Source organism: Kitasatospora sp. NPDC057015 (assembly GCF_042673745.1).
Taxonomy (GTDB): domain Bacteria; phylum Actinomycetota; class Actinomycetes; order Streptomycetales; family Streptomycetaceae; genus Kitasatospora.
On the sequence record NZ_JBHUSG010000038.1, the window covers coordinates 13508 to 31574 of the forward strand.

21 protein-coding genes and 1 pseudogene are annotated in these 18067 nt (G+C 73.2%); 9 read left to right on the top strand and 13 right to left on the bottom strand.

All coding sequences use genetic code 11. The annotated features are described in order from the left end of the window. Nucleotides 1–39: 39 nt before the first annotated feature. From ACFTWP_RS28860 to ACFTWP_RS28870, 3 genes are all read right to left on the bottom strand, one after another. A complete protein-coding gene (locus tag ACFTWP_RS28860) occupies nucleotides 40–1008 on the bottom strand; it encodes a threonine/serine dehydratase (protein ID WP_380267838.1) in 969 nt (322 codons plus the stop codon). Between the two features lie 5 nt (nucleotides 1009–1013). Further along, nucleotides 1014–1475: an Lrp/AsnC family transcriptional regulator gene (locus ACFTWP_RS28865; RefSeq protein WP_073924403.1), complete on the bottom strand. Its 462-nt coding sequence runs from the start codon at nucleotides 1473–1475 to the stop codon at nucleotides 1014–1016. A 119-nt stretch (nucleotides 1476–1594) separates the two neighbouring features. Then, the gene (locus ACFTWP_RS28870) at nucleotides 1595–2281 is read right to left on the bottom strand and encodes a UbiX family flavin prenyltransferase (RefSeq protein WP_380267839.1); all 687 of its coding nucleotides are present in this window, start codon (nucleotides 2279–2281) and stop codon (nucleotides 1595–1597) included. A gap of 67 nt (nucleotides 2282–2348) precedes the next feature. On the opposite strand from ACFTWP_RS28870, the gene ACFTWP_RS28875 reads away from it, so the two are divergent. Together ACFTWP_RS28875 and ACFTWP_RS28880 are read left to right on the top strand one after the other, a co-directional pair. Beyond that, the gene (locus ACFTWP_RS28875) at nucleotides 2349–3095 is read left to right on the top strand and encodes a cyclase family protein (protein WP_380267840.1); all 747 of its coding nucleotides are present in this window, start codon (nucleotides 2349–2351) and stop codon (nucleotides 3093–3095) included. A 147-nt stretch (nucleotides 3096–3242) separates the two neighbouring features. Next, nucleotides 3243–3959 (top strand): MOSC domain-containing protein, encoded by a 717-nt coding sequence (locus tag ACFTWP_RS28880; protein ID WP_380267842.1) that lies wholly within the window; start codon nucleotides 3243–3245, stop codon nucleotides 3957–3959. 63 nt (nucleotides 3960–4022) lie between these two features. Here the strand turns inward: ACFTWP_RS28880 and ACFTWP_RS28885 are convergent, their stop codons facing one another. From ACFTWP_RS28885 to ACFTWP_RS28900, 4 genes are all read right to left on the bottom strand, one after another. After that, complete coding sequence (locus ACFTWP_RS28885; protein WP_380267843.1) at nucleotides 4023–4409, bottom strand: VOC family protein; 387 nt, start codon at nucleotides 4407–4409, stop codon at nucleotides 4023–4025. Between the two features lie 159 nt (nucleotides 4410–4568). Next, the gene (locus ACFTWP_RS28890) at nucleotides 4569–4763 is read right to left on the bottom strand and encodes a DUF397 domain-containing protein (protein ID WP_380267844.1); all 195 of its coding nucleotides are present in this window, start codon (nucleotides 4761–4763) and stop codon (nucleotides 4569–4571) included. Next, on the bottom strand, nucleotides 4750–5442 hold the full coding sequence (locus tag ACFTWP_RS28895; protein ID WP_380267845.1) for a DUF5753 domain-containing protein: 693 nt from the start codon (nucleotides 5440–5442) through the stop codon (nucleotides 4750–4752). The genes ACFTWP_RS28890 and ACFTWP_RS28895 overlap by 14 nt, the downstream gene beginning before the upstream one ends. A 9-nt stretch (nucleotides 5443–5451) precedes the next feature. After that, entirely contained in the window at nucleotides 5452–5586 is a 135-nt protein-coding gene (locus ACFTWP_RS28900; RefSeq protein WP_380267846.1) for a hypothetical protein, read from the bottom strand. A gap of 117 nt (nucleotides 5587–5703) precedes the next feature. Here ACFTWP_RS28900 and ACFTWP_RS28905 point away from each other — a divergent pair, with 117 nt between their 5' ends. Continuing rightward, nucleotides 5704–5946, top strand: coding sequence for a hypothetical protein (locus ACFTWP_RS28905; protein ID WP_380267847.1), 243 nt, complete (start codon nucleotides 5704–5706; stop codon nucleotides 5944–5946). Continuing rightward, nucleotides 5946–6227, top strand: coding sequence for a hypothetical protein (locus ACFTWP_RS28910; RefSeq protein WP_380267848.1), 282 nt, complete (start codon nucleotides 5946–5948; stop codon nucleotides 6225–6227). The genes ACFTWP_RS28905 and ACFTWP_RS28910 overlap by 1 nt, the downstream gene beginning before the upstream one ends. 24 nt (nucleotides 6228–6251) lie before the next feature. On the opposite strand, the gene mqnP is transcribed toward ACFTWP_RS28910, so the two are convergent. Continuing rightward, a complete protein-coding gene (gene mqnP / locus ACFTWP_RS28915; RefSeq protein ID WP_380267849.1) occupies nucleotides 6252–7160 on the bottom strand; it encodes a menaquinone biosynthesis prenyltransferase MqnP in 909 nt (302 codons plus the stop codon). Beyond that, nucleotides 7157–8614, bottom strand: coding sequence for a menaquinone biosynthesis decarboxylase (locus tag ACFTWP_RS28920; protein WP_380267850.1), 1458 nt, complete (start codon nucleotides 8612–8614; stop codon nucleotides 7157–7159). The genes mqnP and ACFTWP_RS28920 overlap by 4 nt, the downstream gene beginning before the upstream one ends. Nucleotides 8615–8687: 73 nt before the next feature. Between ACFTWP_RS28920 and ACFTWP_RS28925 the strand changes: the two genes are divergently transcribed. The 4 genes from ACFTWP_RS28925 (at nucleotide 8688) to ACFTWP_RS28940 (ending at nucleotide 12632) form a co-directional block, all read left to right on the top strand. After that, complete coding sequence (locus tag ACFTWP_RS28925; RefSeq protein ID WP_380267924.1) at nucleotides 8688–9107, top strand: PLD nuclease N-terminal domain-containing protein; 420 nt, start codon at nucleotides 8688–8690, stop codon at nucleotides 9105–9107. A gap of 442 nt (nucleotides 9108–9549) precedes the next feature. Continuing rightward, nucleotides 9550–11151 carry an acyl-CoA carboxylase subunit beta gene (locus ACFTWP_RS28930; RefSeq protein ID WP_380267851.1) on the top strand — a complete coding sequence of 534 codons (1602 nt, stop codon included), beginning with the start codon at nucleotides 9550–9552 and terminating at the stop codon, nucleotides 11149–11151. A gap of 133 nt (nucleotides 11152–11284) precedes the next feature. Further along, the gene (locus ACFTWP_RS28935; RefSeq protein WP_380267852.1) at nucleotides 11285–11494 is read left to right on the top strand and encodes an acyl-CoA carboxylase subunit epsilon; all 210 of its coding nucleotides are present in this window, start codon (nucleotides 11285–11287) and stop codon (nucleotides 11492–11494) included. A gap of 367 nt (nucleotides 11495–11861) precedes the next feature. Next, complete coding sequence (locus tag ACFTWP_RS28940; protein WP_380267853.1) at nucleotides 11862–12632, top strand: ScbR family autoregulator-binding transcription factor; 771 nt, start codon at nucleotides 11862–11864, stop codon at nucleotides 12630–12632. Nucleotides 12633–13312: 680 nt separating this feature from the next. Here ACFTWP_RS28940 and ACFTWP_RS28945 read toward each other — a convergent pair. Beyond that, nucleotides 13313–13507, bottom strand: a pseudogene (locus tag ACFTWP_RS28945) (TetR family transcriptional regulator); the annotation flags it as partial. A gap of 285 nt (nucleotides 13508–13792) precedes the next feature. Here ACFTWP_RS28945 and ACFTWP_RS28950 point away from each other — a divergent pair. Beyond that, nucleotides 13793–14830, top strand: a complete 1038-nt coding sequence (locus ACFTWP_RS28950) for a ScbA/BarX family gamma-butyrolactone biosynthesis protein (protein WP_380267854.1) — start codon at nucleotides 13793–13795, stop codon at nucleotides 14828–14830. 73 nt (nucleotides 14831–14903) lie between these two features. On the opposite strand, the gene ACFTWP_RS28955 is transcribed toward ACFTWP_RS28950, so the two are convergent. The 3 genes from ACFTWP_RS28955 to ccsB form a co-directional block, all read right to left on the bottom strand. Next, nucleotides 14904–15986 carry an NAD-dependent epimerase/dehydratase family protein gene (locus tag ACFTWP_RS28955; RefSeq protein ID WP_380267855.1) on the bottom strand — a complete coding sequence of 361 codons (1083 nt, stop codon included), beginning with the start codon at nucleotides 15984–15986 and terminating at the stop codon, nucleotides 14904–14906. Nucleotides 15987–16037: 51 nt separating this feature from the next. Continuing rightward, complete coding sequence (locus ACFTWP_RS28960) at nucleotides 16038–16442, bottom strand: hypothetical protein (protein WP_380267857.1); 405 nt, start codon at nucleotides 16440–16442, stop codon at nucleotides 16038–16040. 481 nt (nucleotides 16443–16923) lie between these two features. Beyond that, nucleotides 16924–18066, bottom strand: a complete 1143-nt coding sequence (gene ccsB, locus ACFTWP_RS28965) for a c-type cytochrome biogenesis protein CcsB (protein ID WP_380267858.1) — start codon at nucleotides 18064–18066, stop codon at nucleotides 16924–16926. Nucleotide 18067 lies beyond the last annotated feature (1 nt).

Here is an 18067-nt window from a genome sequence, read left to right on the forward strand (position 1 = left end):
CCGCCTCCCTGCACATTCGTTTCGATGACCGGAACGAGCCTACGCCCCGGTTGCCAGCAGATCCGCAAGCAGCCCGGGGTCGATGTTGCCGCCGCTGACCACGGCGGCGAACACCCGGCCCCCGAGTTCGGCCGCCCGGTGGAAGTAGGCCGCCGGGGCCACCGCGCCGGACGGCTCCGCGACCAGCCGGCCGCGGCGGGCCAGCAGGGCGACGGTGTCGCGGATCTCCGCCTCGGAGACGGTCACGATGTCGTCCACGTAGGCCTGCAGGTGCAGGAAGGGCAGCTCCCCCACCGAGGGGGTGCGCAGCCCGTCCGCGAGGGTGCGGTAGGTGTCCGCCACCGGCCAGGCGGTGCGCCGGCCGCTGCGCAGGCTCTCCTGCGCGTCCGCGGCGAGCTCCGGCTCCACGCCGATCACCCGCACGCCCGGGCAGCTCAGCTTGAGGGCCGCCGCGGTGCCGGAGATCAGGCCGCCGCCGCTGACCGGCACCAGCACGGTGTCCAGCTCGTCCGGGGCGTCCTCGCCGATCTCCAGGCCGACGGTGCCCTGGCCGGCGATGATCCACGGGTCGTCGTAGGGCGGCACCCAGACGTAGCCGTGCCGCTCGGCGAGCTCCGCGGGCAGCGTGTCGCGGTCCTCCGGCGCGACCAGGATCACCTCGGCGCCGAACGAGCGGGTGCTCTCGACCTTCACGGCCGGCGAGGTGTCCGGCATCACGATGACGGCCTTGAGGCCGAGCAGCCGGGCCGCGTAGGCGACCGCCTGCGCGTGGTTGCCGCTGGACTGGGCGACCACCCCGCGGCTGCGCTCGGCGTCGGTCAGCGCGGCCAGCCGGTTGTACGCGCCGCGGATCTTGAACGCCCCGGTCGGCTGGAGGCTCTCCGGCTTCAGCCAGAGCCTGCGGGCGCCCTCCTCCGCCCACGGGCAGGGGAGCAGCGGTGTGCGGACCGCCACGCCCTCGATCCGCTGCTGCGCCGCGCGCAGTTCCTCCAGGCCGACCAGCGTCATCTGTCCTACTCCGTCTCGTCCAGGGGGAGTTCGCTGACCCGGTTCTCCCACTTGGTGGAGAGCACCACGGTCGTCCGGGTGCGGGCGACGCCCTTCGTCCCGGACAGTCGCTTCACCACCGACTCCAGGCCCTCCACGTTGGAGACCCTGACCTTGAGCATGTACGAGTCGTCGCCGGCGATGAACCAGCAGTCCTCGACCTCGCCCAGCTCCTTGAGCCGGTGGGCGACGTCCTCGTGGTCGGCCGCGTCGGTGAGTTGAAGGCCGATCAGGGCCGTGACGCCGAAGCCGAGCGAGGCCGGGTTGACCGTCGCGCGGTACCCGGTGATGACGCCCGCCTGCTCCAGTCGGTTGATCCGGTCCGTCACGCTCGGGCCGGACAGGCCGACCAGCCGGCCCAGCTCGGCATAGGACGCGCGGCCGTTCTCCCGCAGCGCCTGGATGAGCTGTCTGTCCACCGTGTCCATATACCGTCCGCGTCCTTCCGAACCTCACCAGACCCACAGATCATTATCCGGAATCAAAGGTGCCATGGGCAGACCAACCCGGATATCGCAAAGAACATACTCTCCCGGCCGAGGCCCGCTCACTCCACCGTGTCGGCCGCCCGGCCGGCCCGGGCGGCGGCCGCCCCCAACTCGCCCTCCCAGCGGCGGTACAGCCCGTGCTCCACGCCCGCCGCGTCCAGCACCCGTCCGGCCACGAAGTCGACCAGTTCGCGCACCGTGGAGCCGCCCGCGTAGAAGCCCGGCGAGGCGGGCAGCACCACGGCGCCCTGCGCGTCCAACTCCACCAGGTGCTTCAGCGTCACCCCGTTGAGCGGCGTCTCGCGGACGCAGACCACCAGCGGGCGGCGCTCCTTGAGGGTGACCGAGGCGACCCGCTGGAGCAGGTCCTTGCTCAGCCCGAGGGCGATGCCCGCCACCGCCCCGGTGGTCGCGGGGACGACGAGCATGCCCTTCGCCGGGTAGGAGCCGCTGGAGGGGCCGGCCGCGAAGTCCCCGGCGGCCCAGTACCGGACGTCGTCCAGGCCCTCGTCCGAGCCCAGCCAGCGGGCCAGGTCCTGCCGCCAGTGGGCGTCCCGGAAGGAGATCCCGGTCTCGTCCAGGATGGTCAGCCGGGCGGCCCGGCTGACCACGAGGTCCACCGCCTCCCCGGCGGCCAGCAGCCCCCGGACCACAGACGCCGCGTACGGCGTGCCCGACGCTCCCGAGACCCCGACCACCCACGGCCGCCGGACCGCCGTACCGTCTGCTGACTTCGCTGCGCTCATGACCTCATTTCTATACGCAGCACCGGTTTGGATCCGCCGGGCCCGCCGGGCGCGGGAGGATGGGGCCATGGCGCCGACGCTGATCGACCTCACCCATCCGCTCACCACCGGCATGCCCGTGTACCCGGGCGACCCGGAGGTGGAGCTGCGGGCGGCCCTGACCACCGCCACCGCCGGGGTCAACGTGCTCGGGCTGCACCTGGGCTCGCAGTCCGGCACCCACGTGGACGCGCCGTACCACGTGGACGTCACCTGGCCGACCCTGGACGGGCTGCCGCTCGACCTGTTCACCGGCCCCGCCGTGCTCGCCGACCTGCGCGGTCTGGAGCCGCGCACCGCCGTCACCCCCGGCCTGCTCGCGGACGCGCTGGCGCTGGTCACCCCCGGGGCCGTCCTGCTGCTGGCCACCGGCTGGCCCCGGTACTGGGGCACCGACCACTACCTCGCCCACCCCTACCTGACGCCCGAGGCCGCCGAGGCCGTGGTCGCGGCCGGCGTCCGGACGCTCGGCGTGGACGCCCTCAGCATCGACCGGACGCCCGACGCCGGGCCGGCCGACCCGGCGGTGGCCGCGCTGCTCGCCGACCTCGCCGACGAGCACGACAGCGCCCTCCCCGCCGAGGAGGGCGGCCTGGCCGCGCACCGGGTGCTGCTCGGCGCCGAGGGCGGTGCGGTGATCGCGGAGAACCTCACCGACCTCACCCCGCTGCTGGCGGCCCAGGCCGCGGGGGTGCCGGTGGAGGTCTCGTTCTTCCCGCTGCGGCTGGTCGCCGCCGACGGCGCTCCGGTCCGGGCGGTGGCGCGGGTCGGCTGAGACCGACCGTCCGAGAGCCCCTCGCAGGTCACGGGCCCCGGGGCCGGCCGTCGGCCCGGGCCGGGCCCGGCGCCCGGCCCGAACGATCGGAGCCGGCACGGAACTTGGTCTAGACCATCATGCGGGCGCGCGGATAGGCTGCCCGCCATGGCAGAGATCATCGGAGTTGTCGAGCAACTCTGGCGCTACCCCGTGAAATCCACCGGTGGCGAGCGGCTCGACTCCGTCCAGGTGGACGAGCGCGGACTGGCCGGCGACCGGCTCTACGCCGTACGCGACGGCGCGGGCAAGCTCGGCTCGGGCAAGAACACCCGGCGCTTTCGCCGGATGGACGGCCTGCTGCGGCTCGGCTCCCGGCTCGGCCACCGCATCGACGGCCCCGAACTCCTCGACCCGCTCGGCCGCCCGGTCGCCGACCCGGACGCCTTCCTGCGGGCCTTCCTCCAGCTCGACGACGTCGAACTCGCCCGCGAGGACGCCGTCTCGCACTTCGACCAGCTGCCGGTGAGCGTGCTCACCACCGCCACCCTGGACTGGGTCCGGGAGGCCGCGCCCTGCACCGTCGTCGACGAGCGCCGCTTCCGGCCCAACATCCTGCTGCGCACCCCGCCGGGCACCCCGCCCTTCGTCGAGGACGACTGGCTCGGCCGGGACGCCGCCGTCACCGGCCGCGCCGGCCCCCGGCTGGCCTTCCTGCGCTCCAGCGAACGCTGCGTCATGACCGGCGCCCCGCAACCCGGCCTGCCGCACGCCCCCGAGATCCTCAAGGCGCTCTTCGCCTTCCACGACGGGCACCTGGACGCCCTCGCCGAGGTCCGCCGACCCGGGCGGCTCCGGGTCGGCGACAGCCTGGCCCTGGCCTGAGCCCCGCCGCCGGCCCGTCCCCGGTCAGGCGGCCCGGTCAGGCGCCCCGATTTGGCGGCCCGGTCAGGCGGACGCGCCGGCCGACCCGTCGATCAGGCAGAACGGGTGCCCCGCCGGGTCCGCGTAGACCCGCCAGCCCTGGTACGCCTTCAGCGGCGCCGCGCCGTGGGCGACCACCTCGCGCTCGGCGGCCTCGATGTCCTCGACGTCGATGTCCAGGTGGATCTGCTGCGGGTGCGCCGGGTCCGGCCACTGCGGCGGGTGGAAGTCCTGCACCCGCTGGAAGGCCACCACCAGCCCGCCGTCGGTGTGCAGGGTGGACCAGTCCTCGTCCAGCGACCAGCGCGGATCGGGCCGGTCCACCTCGCCGCCGAGCAGCGCCGCGTAGAAGCGGGCCAGGGCGGCCGGGTAGTGGCAGTCCAGGACGATGCACTGCAGCTTGCCGATCATGCGGGCTGACTCCTCCGGAAGGACGGCGGACAGGTACGACACCTACGCGTACCACCTCGCCGCGCCCCGAAACCGGTGCCTCGCCGTCGCCGCCCGGACCGGCCGGCCCCGGCGCCCGCCCACCCCGGCGCCCATCGAGGACGGCGGCGGGGCCGCGGTTCAGGCCCCTTCCAGCAAGCCCCCTGCTGCGGCCGTCACGAACCCCTGCCACGACTCGGCCGAGAAGGCCAGGCGCGGGCCGTCGGGGTCCTTGGAGTCACGCACGGTGCCGGGGCGGGCGTCGTCCACCTCGATGCAGTTACCGCCGCTGCCGCCGCTGAAGCTGCTCCTGCGCCACTGCTCAGCCCTGCTCATGCGCGTACTCCTCCGCCGCCGATTCGATCAGAGTGAGGGACGCCTCCTGCGACAACGCGTCAGCCCGTACGAGATCGTAGGACAGCATGACGTCGCCCACCATCTGCGGATCATCGAGCAGTTGACCGACATGGGGGCCTTCGAGATAGACGGTCGGCGGAGCGTCCTCGAAGGTCATCAGGCAGACCGAGCCCTCCAGCAGGGCATGAGCGCCGGCGGAGAACGGCAGCACCTGGACGACGGCCTTCCGGGAGCGGATCATGCCGGCGAGATGGGCCAACTGCTCGCGCATCGCGGCGGCGCCGCCGACCGGGCGGCGGAGGACCGCTTCGTCGATCACCGCCCAGTACTTCAGCGCCTGGGGGCGGGCGAAGATCTCCGCCCGGGCCATCCGCGCCACGACCCAGGTCTCGATCTCCTCCGCGGAGCTGAACCGGCGGGCCGCGGCGAAGACCGCCCGGGCGTAACCGGGCGTCTGCAGAAGCCCGGGGACCAGGGTCGGCGAGTACTCGCCGATGGTCCGCGCGAGCGTCTGCAGCTCCTTGGCTGCTGTGAAGAACCCCGCGATGCGCGGGCTGGTCGCGATCGGGAACAGCCGCGCGAAGTGCCCCCCGGTGTTGAGGACTTCGTCGAACCGCCGGGAGAGATCCTTCTGCGGCTTGCGCGTGGCCGCCTCCATCTGGCCGATTTAGCCGCCGGACAGGAACACCAGCTCACCCAGGCGCTGTTGAGAGAGGCCGGCCGCCTCGCGGAGCCGGCGCAGTTCGGTTCCGTAGAACGACCTCGGCGACTCGGCCGGGTCCAGGTCCTTGGGCTTGGGCATGCGCACCGTCCGTGTCCAGCAAGGCGTTTGTCGGGCCTCGACTACTCGCCAGGCTAGTTCCCGAGCGCAACGCTTGGAGCACGGAAAGTGACATCGAGTCGGATCGAGGAGAAGCGCATGGGAGCACGGGCAGGCGGGCGTACGGCGTTCACGCCCCGGGTGGGCGAGTTGGTCCGGGACCACCGGACCGGCGGCGTGGGCGTCCACATGGACACCATCGCTGGTGAGCACTACCTGCGGCCCCAGGGCGGGGGCTGCGAGTGGACGGCACTGCCCGAACACGTCGGCCCGGCCACCGCCGGGGAGCCGGAACCGGAGCCGGAGCGGGAGTCGGCCCGGCAGCAGAGGCAGGCGGGCTGATGCGCTCCGGGCACCGGCGTACGGCCGCGCTGCTGGCGGACCTGGCGATCCTCACCGGCCTCGCCGCCCCGGGCCTGGTCCGGGCCCGGGGGCTGAGCCTGCTGCTGACGGCCGCCACCAGGGCCGACGTCCGGCTCAGCAGGACGGCGACCGGCTACCGGCTGGCCGTCGCTACGCCGGCCGACCGGGGTGCGCAGGCGGCGGCGCTGCCGGTGCTCAACGCGGCGGACCGGTACGGCCATTCGAGCCGTACCGGTCTGTGGTGCGAGATCGACGCCTGAGTCCGGGCGCCGGGGGCGGGGCGGTCAGACGCCCAGCCCCCGGATGACCAGGTCCAGCAGGGCGAAGACGAAGAGCGAGACCCCGACGAAGCCGTTGGTGGTGAAGAAGGCCCGGTTGAGGCGCGAGAGGTCGCCGGGCTTGACGATGGAGTGCTCGTAGACGAACGCGCAGACCACCACCAGCAGGCCCACCCAGAAGGCCGGGCCGGCGTCGGTCAGGACGGCGTACCAGCCGAGCAGCAGCACCGTCAGGACGTGGCAGGCACGGGCGCCGTACAGGGCGCCGGCGATGCCGAACCGGGCCGGCACGGACCGTACGCCCTCGGCGCGGTCGGCGGCGACGTCCTGGCAGCCGAAGATCAGGTCGAAGCCGCCGATCCAGATGCCGACCGCCAGACCGAGCACCACCGCGTCCCAGGACCAGCTGCCGGTGACGGCCAGCCAGGCGCCGATCGGCCCCATCGCCTGGGCCAGGCCCAGGATCGCGTGCGGGAAGTCGGTGAACCGCTTGCCGTACGGGTAGACCACCATCGGCACCACGGCGATCGGGGCGAGCGCCAGGCAGAGCGGGTTGAGCAGGGCGGCCGCGCCGAGGAACACCACCAGGGCGATGGCCGAGCCGGTGTACGCGGTGCGCATCGAGACGGCGCCGGTGACGAGTTCGCGGCCGGCGGTGCGCGGGTTGCGGGCGTCGATCTCGCGGTCGATGATCCGGTTCGCGGCCATCGCGAAGGTCCGCAGGCCGACCATGCAGACGGTGACGATCAGCAGCGTGCCCCAGTGCACCCGCTCGTCGGTGAGGAACATCGCCGTGAGGGCCGCGATGTAGGCGAAGGGCAGCGCGAACACCGAGTGCTCGATCATGACCAGCCGCAGGAAGGCCCGGGCCTTGTTCGGCGGCGGCGCCTCGAAGAGGTCGGCGGTGGCGCTCACAGCCCGTACTCCTTCCAGCGCTTGGTGACCAGGGCGGCCGTCTCCGGGTCGGAGGTGACCATCTCGGGCCAGCCGCCGTCGCGGGTGTAGCCCTCCTCGGGGAGCTTGCGGGTGGCGTCGATGCCGGCCTTGCCGCCCCAGAACTGCTGGTAGGAGGCGTGGTCCAGGTGGTCGACCGGCCCCTCGACGACCGAGAGGTCCCGGCTGTAGTCGGTGTTGCCGAGCGCCCGCCAGGCGACCTCCTGGTAGTCGTGCACGTCGCAGTCGGCGTCCACCACGATGATCAGCTTGGTCAGCGACATCATGTGGGCGCCCCAGATCGCGTGCATCACCTTCTGGGCGTGCTTGGGGTACTTCTTGTCGATCGAGACGATCACGCAGTTGTGGAAGCCGCCGGCCTCGGGGAGGTCGTAGTCCACGATGTCCGGGATGATGATCTTCAGCAGCGGCAGGAAGAACCGCTCGGTGAACTTGCCCAGCGGGCCGTCCTCGGTCGGCGGGCGGCCCACCACGATCGACTGCAGGATCGGCCGCCGGCGCATCGTCACGCAGTCGATGGTCAGCGCCGGGAACGGCTCCTGCGGCGTGTAGAAGCCGGTGTGGTCGCCGAACGGGCCCTCCGGCAGCATCTCGCCGGGCTCCAGCCAGCCCTCCAGCACGACCTCCGCGTCGGCGGGCACCTGGAGCGGCACCGTCTTGCAGTCGACCATCCGCACCCGCTCGCCGGCCACGAAGCCCGCGAACAGGTACTCGTCGATGTCCCCGGGCAGCGGGGCGGTCGCCGCGTACGTGACGGCCGGCGGGCAGCCGAAGGCGATCGCGACCGGCAGGCGCTCACCGCGCTTGGCCGCCACCGCGTAGTGGTTGCGGCTGTCCTTGTGGATCTGCCAGTGCATCCCGATGGTCCGCCGGTCGTGCCGCTGCAGGCGGTACAGGCCGAGGTTGCGGATGCCGGAGTCCGGGTCCTTGGTGTGGGTCAGGCCGAGGTTGAAGAAGGAGCCGCCGTCCAGCGGCCAGGTGAACAGCGCCGGCAGGTCGTCCAGGTTGACGTCGTCGCCGGTGAGCACCACCTCGTGCACCGGGGCGTCGCCGGACTTCACGTTCTTCGGCGGCACGTGCGCCATCGAGGCCAGCTTGCCGAAGGCGTCCCGGAACCCGGTGAAGCCCTGCGGCAGCTCCGGCTTCAGCAGGCCGGCGATCTTCTCGGAGATCTCCTCCGGACCCTTCAGGCCCAGCGACTTGGCCAGCCGGCGCTCGGTGCCGAAGACGTTCATCGCCAGCGGCATCGAGGCGCCCTTGACGTTCTCGAAGAGCAACGCCGGGCCCTTGGCCTTCTGCACCCGGTCGACGATCTCGCCGATCTCCAGATGGGGATCCACCTCGGCCTTGATCCGCCTGAGGTCGCCTTCTCGCTCCAGCGCCCGGAGAAACGAGCGGAGATCGTCGTATGCCATGCCAGTCAGTATCCGCCACCCGATAGCCTGGGCCGGTCAAGGGGCCCACCTGTCTCCGGGGGAGATCACCGCCGTGCTGAGGATGCTTCCGTTCCTGATCGTGCTCGCCCTGTGGATCTGGGCGTTCATCGACTGCCTCACCACGCCGGAGGAGGAGGTCCGCCACCTGCCGAAGGTGGTCTGGGTGATCATCATCCTGCTCTTCGGCGAGGTCCTGCTCGGCCCGATCGCCTGGCTGGTCGCCGGCAAGCAGCGGGCCGGCGCGCAGCGCCGCCAGGCGCCCTGGCCCTCGGGCACCGCGGGCTACCCGGAGCACGAGCGGCCCCGGACCGGCCGCAGCACCGCACCGGACGACGACCCCGAGTTCCTGGCGTCCCTGAAGAAGGACAACAAGCGGCACGAGGACATGCTCAAGCAGTGGGAGGCCGACCTGCGCCGCCGCGAGGAGGACCTGCGGGGCAAGGACGACCCGGACACCGCGGGCCGGGGCTGACCCCCACGACCCGGAACTCCCTCGGACAGCCCACCCGGCGGCAGCCAGGGTGGGCTAACCCTTTTTTGGCGCATCCCTACGACTGCGCGACCCCAACAAAGGCGGCTCCCGACATGCCCGGTTCACCCGGGAGGGAGCGGGGAGTTCACCGAACCGTCTGCGAACCACACCTCGATGGCACACCTGACCTGCATGTTCACATCACCGGACCGACCCCGCCGGAGCGCCGCGGCCGACCCGCCACGATCTTGGCCGGTCAGGGGCCGCCGCGGGCACTTTCTGTTCAGGACTGACATCTATTCGGTCGCGACCTTGTACGGAATCGACGCCGAAACCAAGCTGCCGCCCCTCGTAGAGTCGGTAACTGAAGAAGTGATTCGCAGCCGGGGGCACAGCAGACGTTGGCTGTCGGACAGTTCCCTCACCCTTGGAGTGGTTCGAGATGACGGTTGTGCATGAGGCGCCGGTCGGTGACGAGATCCCCGAGATCCCTTCCGACGCCCGCGGACGGGTCGCCGAGCTGCACGAACTGCGCGAGAAGGTCCGCAGCGGCCCGAGCGAGAAGGCCACCGAGGCCCAGCACGCCAAGGGCAAGCTGACCGCGCGCGAGCGGATCGACCTGCTCCTGGACGAGGGCTCCTTCCACGAGGTGGAGCCGCTGCGCCGGCACCGCGCCACCGGCTTCGGCCTGGAGGCGAAGAAGCCGCACACCGACGGCGTCATCGTCGGCTGGGGCACCGTGCACGGGCGCACCGTGTTCACCTACGCACACGACTTCCGGATCTTCGGCGGCGCGCTGGGCGAGGCCCACGCGCAGAAGATCCACAAGATCATGGACATGGCCATCTCGGCCGGCGCCCCGCTGATCTCGCTGAACGACGGCGCCGGCGCCCGGATCCAGGAGGGCGTCACCGCCCTGGCCGGCTACGGCGGCATCTTCCAGCGCAACACCCGCGCCTCGGGCGTCATCCCGCAGATCAGCGTGATGCTCGGCCCGTGCGCCGGCGGCGCGGCGTACTCCCCCGCGCTGACCGACTTCATCTTCATGGTCCGCGAGACCTCGCAGATGTTCATCACCGGCCCGGACGTGGTCCAGGCCGTCACCGGCGAGAAGATCAGCCAGAACGGCCTCGGCGGCGCCGACGTCCACTCCGGCGTCTCCGGCGTCTCGCACTTCGCCTACGACGACGAGCAGAGCTGCATCGAGGAGGTCCGCTACCTCCTGTCGCTGCTGCCGCAGAACAACCGCGAGATGCCCCCGGCGGCCGTCAACGACGACCCGGTGGACCGCCGCAACGACTCGCTGCTCGAACTGGTGCCGGCCGACGGCAACCGCCCGTACGACATGCGCAAGGTGATCGAGGAGATCGTCGACCACGGCGAGTTCCTGGAGATCCACGAGCGCTGGGCCACCAACGTGCTCTGCGTGCTGGCCCGCATCGACGGCCACGTCACCGGCATCATCGCCAACCAGCCGCAGTCGCTGGCCGGCGTGCTCGACATCAACGCCTCGGAGAAGGCCGCGCGCTTCGTCCAGATGTGCGACGCCTTCAACATCCCGCTGGTCACCATGCTCGACGTGCCCGGCTTCCTGCCCGGCGTCGACCAGGAGCACGACGGCATCATCCGGCACGGCGCCAAGCTGCTCTACGCGTACTGCAACGCCACCGTCCCGCGGATCCAGCTGATCCTGCGCAAGGCCTACGGCGGCGCGTACATCGTGATGGACTCCCGCTCCATCGGCGCCGACCTCTCCTTCGCCTGGCCCACCAACGAGATCGCGGTGATGGGTGCCGAGGGCGCGGCCAACGTGATCTTCCGCCGCGACATCAACGGCGCCGAGGACCCCGAGGCCATGCGGGCGCAGAAGATCAAGGAGTACAAGAGCGAGCTGATGCACCCGTACTACGCGGCCGAGCGCGGCCTCGTGGACGACGTCATCGACCCGGCCGAGACCCGCGCCGTGCTCGCCTCCTCGCTCGCCATGCTCCGCACCAAGCACGCCGACCTGCCGAGCCGCAAGCACGGCAACCCGCCGATGTAGCGGACCTCCGCGGGCTCCCGCGGGAGCCCGAACGGGCCGCCGCCGCGCACCGCGGCGAGCGGCGGCCCGCAGCAGTGAGCGCAGGCACACCCACCATCCGTCCAGATCCACGCCCGGGGGAGAAACCAAGGCCATGAGCGCTTCCGAACCTCTCGTCCGCATCGTCCGCGGCTCGCTCGACGACGAGGAGCTCGCCGCCCTCACCGCCGTGCTGATGGCCCGCGCGGTCGCCGCCCAGCAGGCCGCCGCGGCGATCGCCCCGGTCGAGCCGATGGCCGGCTGGCAGCGCCTGGAGCGGCGCCAGCCGTACTTCTCCCCCGTCAGCTGGCAGCAGGCCGCGTAACCCGCCGGCCGGGCCCACCGGCCCGGCCGCGTACACCGTCGGCACCCGCGACACCGCCGACATCGCTCGAAACGGCCCCCAAGGCCCCGGACTCCGGGTGCCACGGGGGCCGTTCGCGTACTCTTCCAGGACCGGGGGACGACGGAGTCCCGCGGTGGCGGCTGACGGCAGCCGCCCGGCGCGAGCACCGGGGCCAAGCCCCGGCAGCGCACCGGGCAACGCGGCCGAACGCGGCCCAGGAACCGGCAGTTGGGCCGTCTGTACACTTCCACCTGCGCGGTTGGCGGCTATCCTCCCCAGAACCCCCGGGGCCCGCCGCCTCCGACCGGACGCCGGCGAGGACCCACGAAACCCCTAGGAGGCTCCGATGGCTCGGCAGGCCCGTGCCCTGGCGACCCGGCAGGCAGTGCTCCGCGCCGCGGCCGTCGTGTTCGACAAGCGGGGCTACGCGGGCGCCACCATGTCCGAGATCCTGGAGCAGGCCGCCGTCACCAAGGGCGCGCTGTACTTCCACTTCGGCTCCAAGGAGGACCTGGCGCGGGCCGTGATCGAGGAGCAGTCCACCTGGCTCGCCTCCTGGCAGCCGACCTCCGACAGCCCCGTCCAGACCCTGATCGACCTCGGGTACGCGTTCGCCGAGGCCCTGCAGCAGGACCCGCTGGTCCGCGGCAGCATCAGACTCACCATCGAGCACGGCACCTTCACCCAGCCCCAGACCATGGCCTACCGCGGCTGGTCCGACGCCGCCCACCTGCTGCTCCAGAACGCGATGGAGAAGGGCGAGCTGCACCCCGGACTGGACATCGGGGGCGCGGCCGACGTGATCGTCGGCGCGGTCACCGGGATCCAGCTGACCTCGCAGGTGCTGACCGACCGGCGGGACCTGATCAAGCGGATGACCGACCTGTGGACGCTGGTGCTCCCCGGGCTGGTCCAGCCGCACGCGCTGGCCCGGCTGGCCGTCCAGCCGCCTCAGGCCGAGGCGGCCGAGCAGGGCTCGAACTCCGAGCCGAACCCGCAGGCGCACACCACCCCGGAGCACGGCGCCGCCGTCCGGGCGGCGGAACCGCCGGCCGGGAAGACGCCGACCACCGTCCCCACGGCCGTGGGGACGGCTCCGGGCGCCGCCGTCCGGTAGTCCGCCCGCCGCTCCTCCGGGACCAGGGCCGGCAGCGCCGCGGCCAGGGCGCTGCCCACCGCCTCCGGGCGGAGCACCGCGTAGTCCCCCCAGGAGAGCAGCACCAGACCGGCCGCGAGCGCGGTCAGCAGTTCGGCCGCCTCGTCGACTCCGGTCCCCGGGCGCAGTTCGCCCGCGGCCTCGGCCAGCAGTAGCTGCCGGCGCACCACGGCCGTCCAGCCCCGCCAGGCACCGCCCGGGCCCGCGGTGCCCCCCGTGCCGCCCCCGGCGGCGGCGTCCCGGCCTGCGGCGGTGTCCCGGCCCTCAACGGCGTCCCGGTCCGCGGTGTCCTGGTGCGCGACACCCTGGCCGGCGAAGGCCTGGCCGGCGAAACCCTGGGCCGGGATGCCCTGGCCCGCGAAGCCCTGACCCGCGAAGGCCTGGCCCGCGAAACCCTGAGCCGGGACGCCCTGGCCCGCGGTGATCAGCGGTGCGACGGGCAGCGGCTCCTGCTTGGCGCCCTGGATGCCCTGGCCCAGCAGCACGCCGGCCCGGACCACGACGTCCTCGCGCAGCAGCCTGGCGAGTTCGTGGGAGAGGTCGAGCAGCGCCTGGACGGCCGGCCCCTCGCTGCGGCGGGCCCGCAGCACCGCCGTGGCGACCACCCGGCGGGCGGCCGCGCACACACCGTCGGCCAGCGCCTGCTTGGACACGAAGTGGAAGTACAGGGCCCCCTTGCTGACCCCGGCGCGGCGGCTGATGTCGACCAGGCTCGCCGATTCGAAACCCGCGTCCGCGAACATGTTCGCCGCCGCGAGCAGGACGGCCTGCCTGGTACGCCCCGCACGCTCCTGCTTGACCACTGGGATCCCCTCCCTCTCGGCCGGGCGCGGCACAGCCGCCCCCGCCGCCCCGACACACCACCCCCGACCGGTGGTGTCCCCCGGACAAGCAGAAAGACGATCTAAACCGCATGGTTGGTTTCTAATCTAACCCGTCCGCAGTAGTCTTCGTGCAGCGGGCGGTCAAGGCCGGGCCTTGCGCTGCCGGTCGACACCGCACCACAGTTGTCCCATGCCCGGACGGCCCCCGGCCAGCAGGAGAAACCGGGTGGTCTGTATGTTTCTCGGTGGCCGCCCGCTCGCGGCTCCGTCGACCAACTCCCGGGAGTGGGGCAAGGAATGCCGCTGATCGCAGAACTGGGCGAGGACGAGGCGTACCCCCAGCCCAGCGCCGGCTACGACTTCCACGAGCGGACGGTGTCCCGACACCTCGTGCACCGCGCCACGGTCTCCGAGGTGTTCATCACCGGCTGGCAGACCGCCGGCCCCTACGACTTCCTGCTGGGCGCCCAGTGGCCCCGCACGCACGGCTTCTACCGGCTGCCCGGGGACGACCGGCACGACCCGGTGCTGATGGCCGAGACCATCCGCCAGGCCGGCCTGCTGGTCTCCCACGTGGGCTTCGGCGTACCGCAGGGCCACCACTTCGCGATGGACGACCTGTCCTACACGGTGGACCTGGACCGCCTCGCGATAGGCACGCGGCCCGCCTCGCTGATGCTCCGGGTGAGCTGCCAGGACGTCCGGATGCGGCACCGCCGGCTGCTCTCCCTGCGGGTCGAGATCGAGGCCGAGCGCGACGGGCAGCCGGTCGGCCACGGCTCCGGCCAGGTCTCGGTGATCCCGCCGCAGACCTACCGGCGGCTGCGCGGCCGCGACGGCCTCTACCCGGCCGCGCTGCTGCCCGGCACCCCCACCACCCCCGCCCTGGTCGGCCGCGAGAACGCCGCCGACGTGGTGCTCACCCCGGCCCGCCAGCCCGGCAGCTGGCTGCTGCGCACCGACTCCCGCCACCCGGTGCTGTTCGACCACCCGGTCGACCACGTGCCCGGGATGCTCGTCCTGGAGGCCGCCCGCCAGGCGGCCCAGCGGCTGCGCCACCCCGAGCCCGTGGTCCCCGTCGAGGTGGTCACCAGCTTCGACCGCTACATAGAGCTGGACCAGCCCTGCCTGGTGCGGGCCTGGCTGGAGCCGGGCGTGGACAAGCGCCGGGTGCCCGTCCGGGTCACGCTGGAACAGGACGGCCGCACGGCCGCCGACTGCCGGCTGGTGACCGAGCCGCTGGCGCCCGCACCGGCCCGGCTCGACCCGCCCGCGTTCCTGGAGAGCCCCCCGGCCTTCCACGAGACCTGCGAGGGCCTGCAGATCGCCTCCTGAGCCACCGGGCGGCCCCGGTCGCCGCCGGGCCGGTCCGGCCCCGGGGTGCGAGGCGACCCGGTACGGCCCGGCGTCAGCGCGGGCGACCGGCGGGGGCCGGGCCGCCGCCGAGCGCCGAGCGGTACCAGGACGCGTGGTCGGCGAACCGCGCGGCGAAGCCCGGGCCGGGCTCGCAGCCCGCCAGTGCCCAGAGTCTGGAGCTGTCGTACCAGTGGTCGACGCCCAGCAGCGAGATCCTGCGCTCCCAGACCGGGGCCGGGCCGCCCATCAGGGCCACCGCCCCCGCCAGGTCCACGTCCCCTTCGGGCAGCGGGAGTTCCAGCGCCGCGGCCACCCGGGTGACCAGATCGCGCGCGGTGACCGGCACGGGGTGGCTCGCGTGCAGCACCCGGCCCGCGGGCGGCGCCGGCCAGGCCTGCCGGCCGGCCTCCGCGCCCGGCCGACGCCCGCGGCCCACCGAGGCACGCAGGTCCGGCCCCGGGCGCACCGCGAGGGCGGCCACGACGCGGGCCAGGTCGTCGACGGAGACCAGCGAGATCCTCGCCCGGCCGCCCTCCACCCAGTGCGGGAGCCGGCGCATCAGCTGCGCGAGCGCGGGGACGAACCAGAGGTCCCCCTCGCCGTAGACCAGGTGCGGCCGCAGCACCGTCCCGCCCGCCGCGAGCACCAGCTCCTCCCCCGCGAGCCGGCTGCGGCTGGTGACGGAGACCGGCCCGGTCACCAACTCCCCCTCGGCCGCGCCGCTGTGGGCGCCGTCGCGGTAGACGGCCGCGGTGCCCAGCTGGAGGATCCGGTCGACGCCCGCGCGCCGCGCCTCGGCGAGCAGGTTGCGGGTGCCCTCGACGTTGACCGCGCGCGCCTGCTCCTCGTCCTCGCCGACCCGCGCCGCGAGGTGCACCACGGTGTCCACGCCCTCGCAGAGGCCGCGCAGGGAGGCGGGATCGGTCAGGTCGCCGTCGGCGGGTTCCAGCCGCGGCGCGGCGTCCGGGCCCGACGGGGTCGGCACCGGACGCCGGTGGGTCAGCACCCGCAGCACGGGCGCCGGGCCGCCCGCGGCGTACTCCCGGTGCAGGGCCCGGTGGATCTCACCGACCGTCCAGCCGCCGGCGAAGCCGGCCCCTCCGGTCAGCAGGACGGTCCGCGCGGTGCTTCCCATCGCCGTACGCCTCTCGCTCTCGACGGCCGGGCCCCGGGCGGGAACGGTCCGTCAGGCCGCGGCCAGGGCGAGCGGACGGCCCGCGTGCATCACACTGAGGTTGGCGGCCAGCCGGTTCGGGTCCTGGGTCAGCCAGAGCCGTACGGCGCCCCCGAGCATCGCACTGGCCGAGCCGATCCGTACACCTGTCACCTGAGCGATCCTGGCCGCACCGGGGACGAGCAGGTCCGCCAGCGGGGCCGGCAGCCAGACCGTCAGGGCGCAGGGCGCGGGCACGGCCAGCGCGGCGAGCAGGCGGTAGGCGTCCGCCGGGCTCTGGAGGGTGGGGATGACGTCCAGCAGGCCGTCCGCCACCACCTCGGACAGATCGCTGTGGTGCCCCTGTGCGAGCCGGCGGAGCAGCGTTCGCTCGGCGGCGGTGATTCGGACGGTCACCATGACCTCGTCGCACTCCATTGCGCGGTCCTCCTCGACGCTTCCGTGCCAGGCCCTGATGCCTGCCACATACCCTGCCACAAACTGTCATAAATCCGGACACCGCCCCCGGGTGCCGGGCCGGTCGCCGACGCCCTCTCAGGCGTTCGGGCCGGGGCCCCGCCCGCCGCATCGGCGGTCGTCGGCGGCGAACCGCCGTACGCCTGCTCGGCCAGGGTGACGACGACCACCGGGAACCTCTCCGGCGGTATCGCCCCCGACGCGGGGAGGTCCGGCCGCAACGCGCCGGCCGGGACGTACACCGCCGGGCGGTAGGCGGCGAGTCGGCCGTCGTTGCGGCGGGTGACCACGGCGTACCGCACACCGAAGGTGCCGAGCAGGGCCGGCGGCAGCAGTGCCGAGCCGATCAACTCGCCGTTCCCGTACGCGGTGCCGCCCCCGGGCGGGCCGTCGACCGCGGCCCCGACCAGCCGCGGAGCGCCGGGCCGTGGGCGGGCGGGCGTCAGACGCCTGCGTACGAGTGCTTGCCCGTGACGAAGATGTTGACGCCGTAGTAGTTGAAGAGCCAGCAGGCGAAGGCCGCCAGCGCCAGGTAGGCCGCCTTGCGTCCCTTCCAGCCGGCGGTGGCCCGGGCGTGCAGGTAGCAGGCGTAGGCGACCCAGGTGATGAAGGACCAGGTCTCCTTCGGGTCCCACTCCCAGTACTTGCCCCAGGCGGCCTCGGCCCAGATCGCCCCCGCGATGATGGTGAAGGTCCAGAGCGGGAAGACCAGGGCGTTGATCCGGTACGACAGCTTGTCCAGGGTGGACGCGGCGGGCAGCCGCTGCCAGACGGACGCCGAGGTGCGCAGCGGGCCGGTGGTCAGACCGGCCGCGATCCGCTTGTCGTAGGAGTCCTTGCCGAGGTACAGCGCGGTGGTGATGAAGGCCGCGTAGAACGCGCCGCCGCAGATGATCGCGGTGGAGACGTGGATGGCGAGCCAGTACGAGTGCAGCGCCGGCACGAGCTGCTCGGAGTCGGTGTAGAGCACCGTGGTGGCGACGCCCAGGGTGAGCAGGGCGGCCAGCATCACCGGCAGGCCCAGCCAGCGGGTCTGCTTCTTGGCGGCCAGCAGGGCGAGGAAGGCGAGCACCATGGTGAGCGCGAAGGCGCACGAGAACTCGTACATGTTGCCCCACGGCCAGCGGGTCACCGACAGGCCGCGGGTGACCACCCCGCCCGCGTGCAGCAGCGCGCCGAGGACGGTGAGGGAGATCGCGATCCGCCCGGCCAGGTCGGCCTTCTCGCTGCCGCCGGCGGCGCCGGGGCCGTCGGCCTCCTCGCCCTCGCCGCGGCCGCTGGTGACGACCGTGGCGCCCTCACCGGCCAGCGCGGTGCGGGTCAGCGTGGTGGTGCCGCCGCCGGCCGCGGCCACCGTGACGGTGACCTTCCTGGCCGCCTTGGCCGCCTTCGGGGCGGCGGCCGCGGCCACCGTCTCGGCCAGGCTGGACTGCTCGGAGGAGCGGACGGCGACCGCGCCCTTGCTGCCGAAGGTCCACTCGACCATGTAGGCGAACATGCCGAAGAGGTACACGGCCATGGCCGAGTAGATGAGCTTGTTGGAGAGGTCGGCCAGGCTGGGGTCGACCGCCGAGGCGAGATGCACC

Excerpts from the sequence above, each read along its gene's own strand:
- ACFTWP_RS28860 (WP_380267838.1), bottom strand. The coding sequence starts at position 1,008 with ATGACGCTGGTCGGCCTGGAGGAACTGCGCGCGGCGCAGCAGCGGATC.
- ACFTWP_RS28865 (WP_073924403.1), bottom strand. The coding sequence starts at position 1,475 with ATGGACACGGTGGACAGACAGCTCATCCAGGCGCTGCGGGAGAACGGC.
- ACFTWP_RS28870 (WP_380267839.1), bottom strand. The coding sequence starts at position 2,281 with ATGAGCGCAGCGAAGTCAGCAGACGGTACGGCGGTCCGGCGGCCGTGG.
- ACFTWP_RS28875 (WP_380267840.1), top strand. The coding sequence starts at position 2,349 with ATGGCGCCGACGCTGATCGACCTCACCCATCCGCTCACCACCGGCATG.
- ACFTWP_RS28880 (WP_380267842.1), top strand. The coding sequence starts at position 3,243 with ATGGCAGAGATCATCGGAGTTGTCGAGCAACTCTGGCGCTACCCCGTG.
- ACFTWP_RS28885 (WP_380267843.1), bottom strand. The coding sequence starts at position 4,409 with ATGATCGGCAAGCTGCAGTGCATCGTCCTGGACTGCCACTACCCGGCC.
- ACFTWP_RS28890 (WP_380267844.1), bottom strand. The coding sequence starts at position 4,763 with ATGAGCAGGGCTGAGCAGTGGCGCAGGAGCAGCTTCAGCGGCGGCAGC.
- ACFTWP_RS28895 (WP_380267845.1), bottom strand. The coding sequence starts at position 5,442 with ATGGAGGCGGCCACGCGCAAGCCGCAGAAGGATCTCTCCCGGCGGTTC.
- ACFTWP_RS28900 (WP_380267846.1), bottom strand. The coding sequence starts at position 5,586 with ATGCCCAAGCCCAAGGACCTGGACCCGGCCGAGTCGCCGAGGTCGTTC.
- ACFTWP_RS28905 (WP_380267847.1), top strand. The coding sequence starts at position 5,704 with ATGGGAGCACGGGCAGGCGGGCGTACGGCGTTCACGCCCCGGGTGGGC.
- ACFTWP_RS28910 (WP_380267848.1), top strand. The coding sequence starts at position 5,946 with ATGCGCTCCGGGCACCGGCGTACGGCCGCGCTGCTGGCGGACCTGGCG.
- ACFTWP_RS28920 (WP_380267850.1), bottom strand. The coding sequence starts at position 8,614 with ATGGCATACGACGATCTCCGCTCGTTTCTCCGGGCGCTGGAGCGAGAA.
- ACFTWP_RS28930 (WP_380267851.1), top strand. The coding sequence starts at position 9,550 with ATGACGGTTGTGCATGAGGCGCCGGTCGGTGACGAGATCCCCGAGATC.
- ACFTWP_RS28935 (WP_380267852.1), top strand. The coding sequence starts at position 11,285 with ATGAGCGCTTCCGAACCTCTCGTCCGCATCGTCCGCGGCTCGCTCGAC.
- ACFTWP_RS28940 (WP_380267853.1), top strand. The coding sequence starts at position 11,862 with ATGGCTCGGCAGGCCCGTGCCCTGGCGACCCGGCAGGCAGTGCTCCGC.
- ACFTWP_RS28950 (WP_380267854.1), top strand. The coding sequence starts at position 13,793 with ATGCCGCTGATCGCAGAACTGGGCGAGGACGAGGCGTACCCCCAGCCC.
- ACFTWP_RS28955 (WP_380267855.1), bottom strand. The coding sequence starts at position 15,986 with ATGGGAAGCACCGCGCGGACCGTCCTGCTGACCGGAGGGGCCGGCTTC.
- ACFTWP_RS28960 (WP_380267857.1), bottom strand. The coding sequence starts at position 16,442 with ATGGAGTGCGACGAGGTCATGGTGACCGTCCGAATCACCGCCGCCGAG.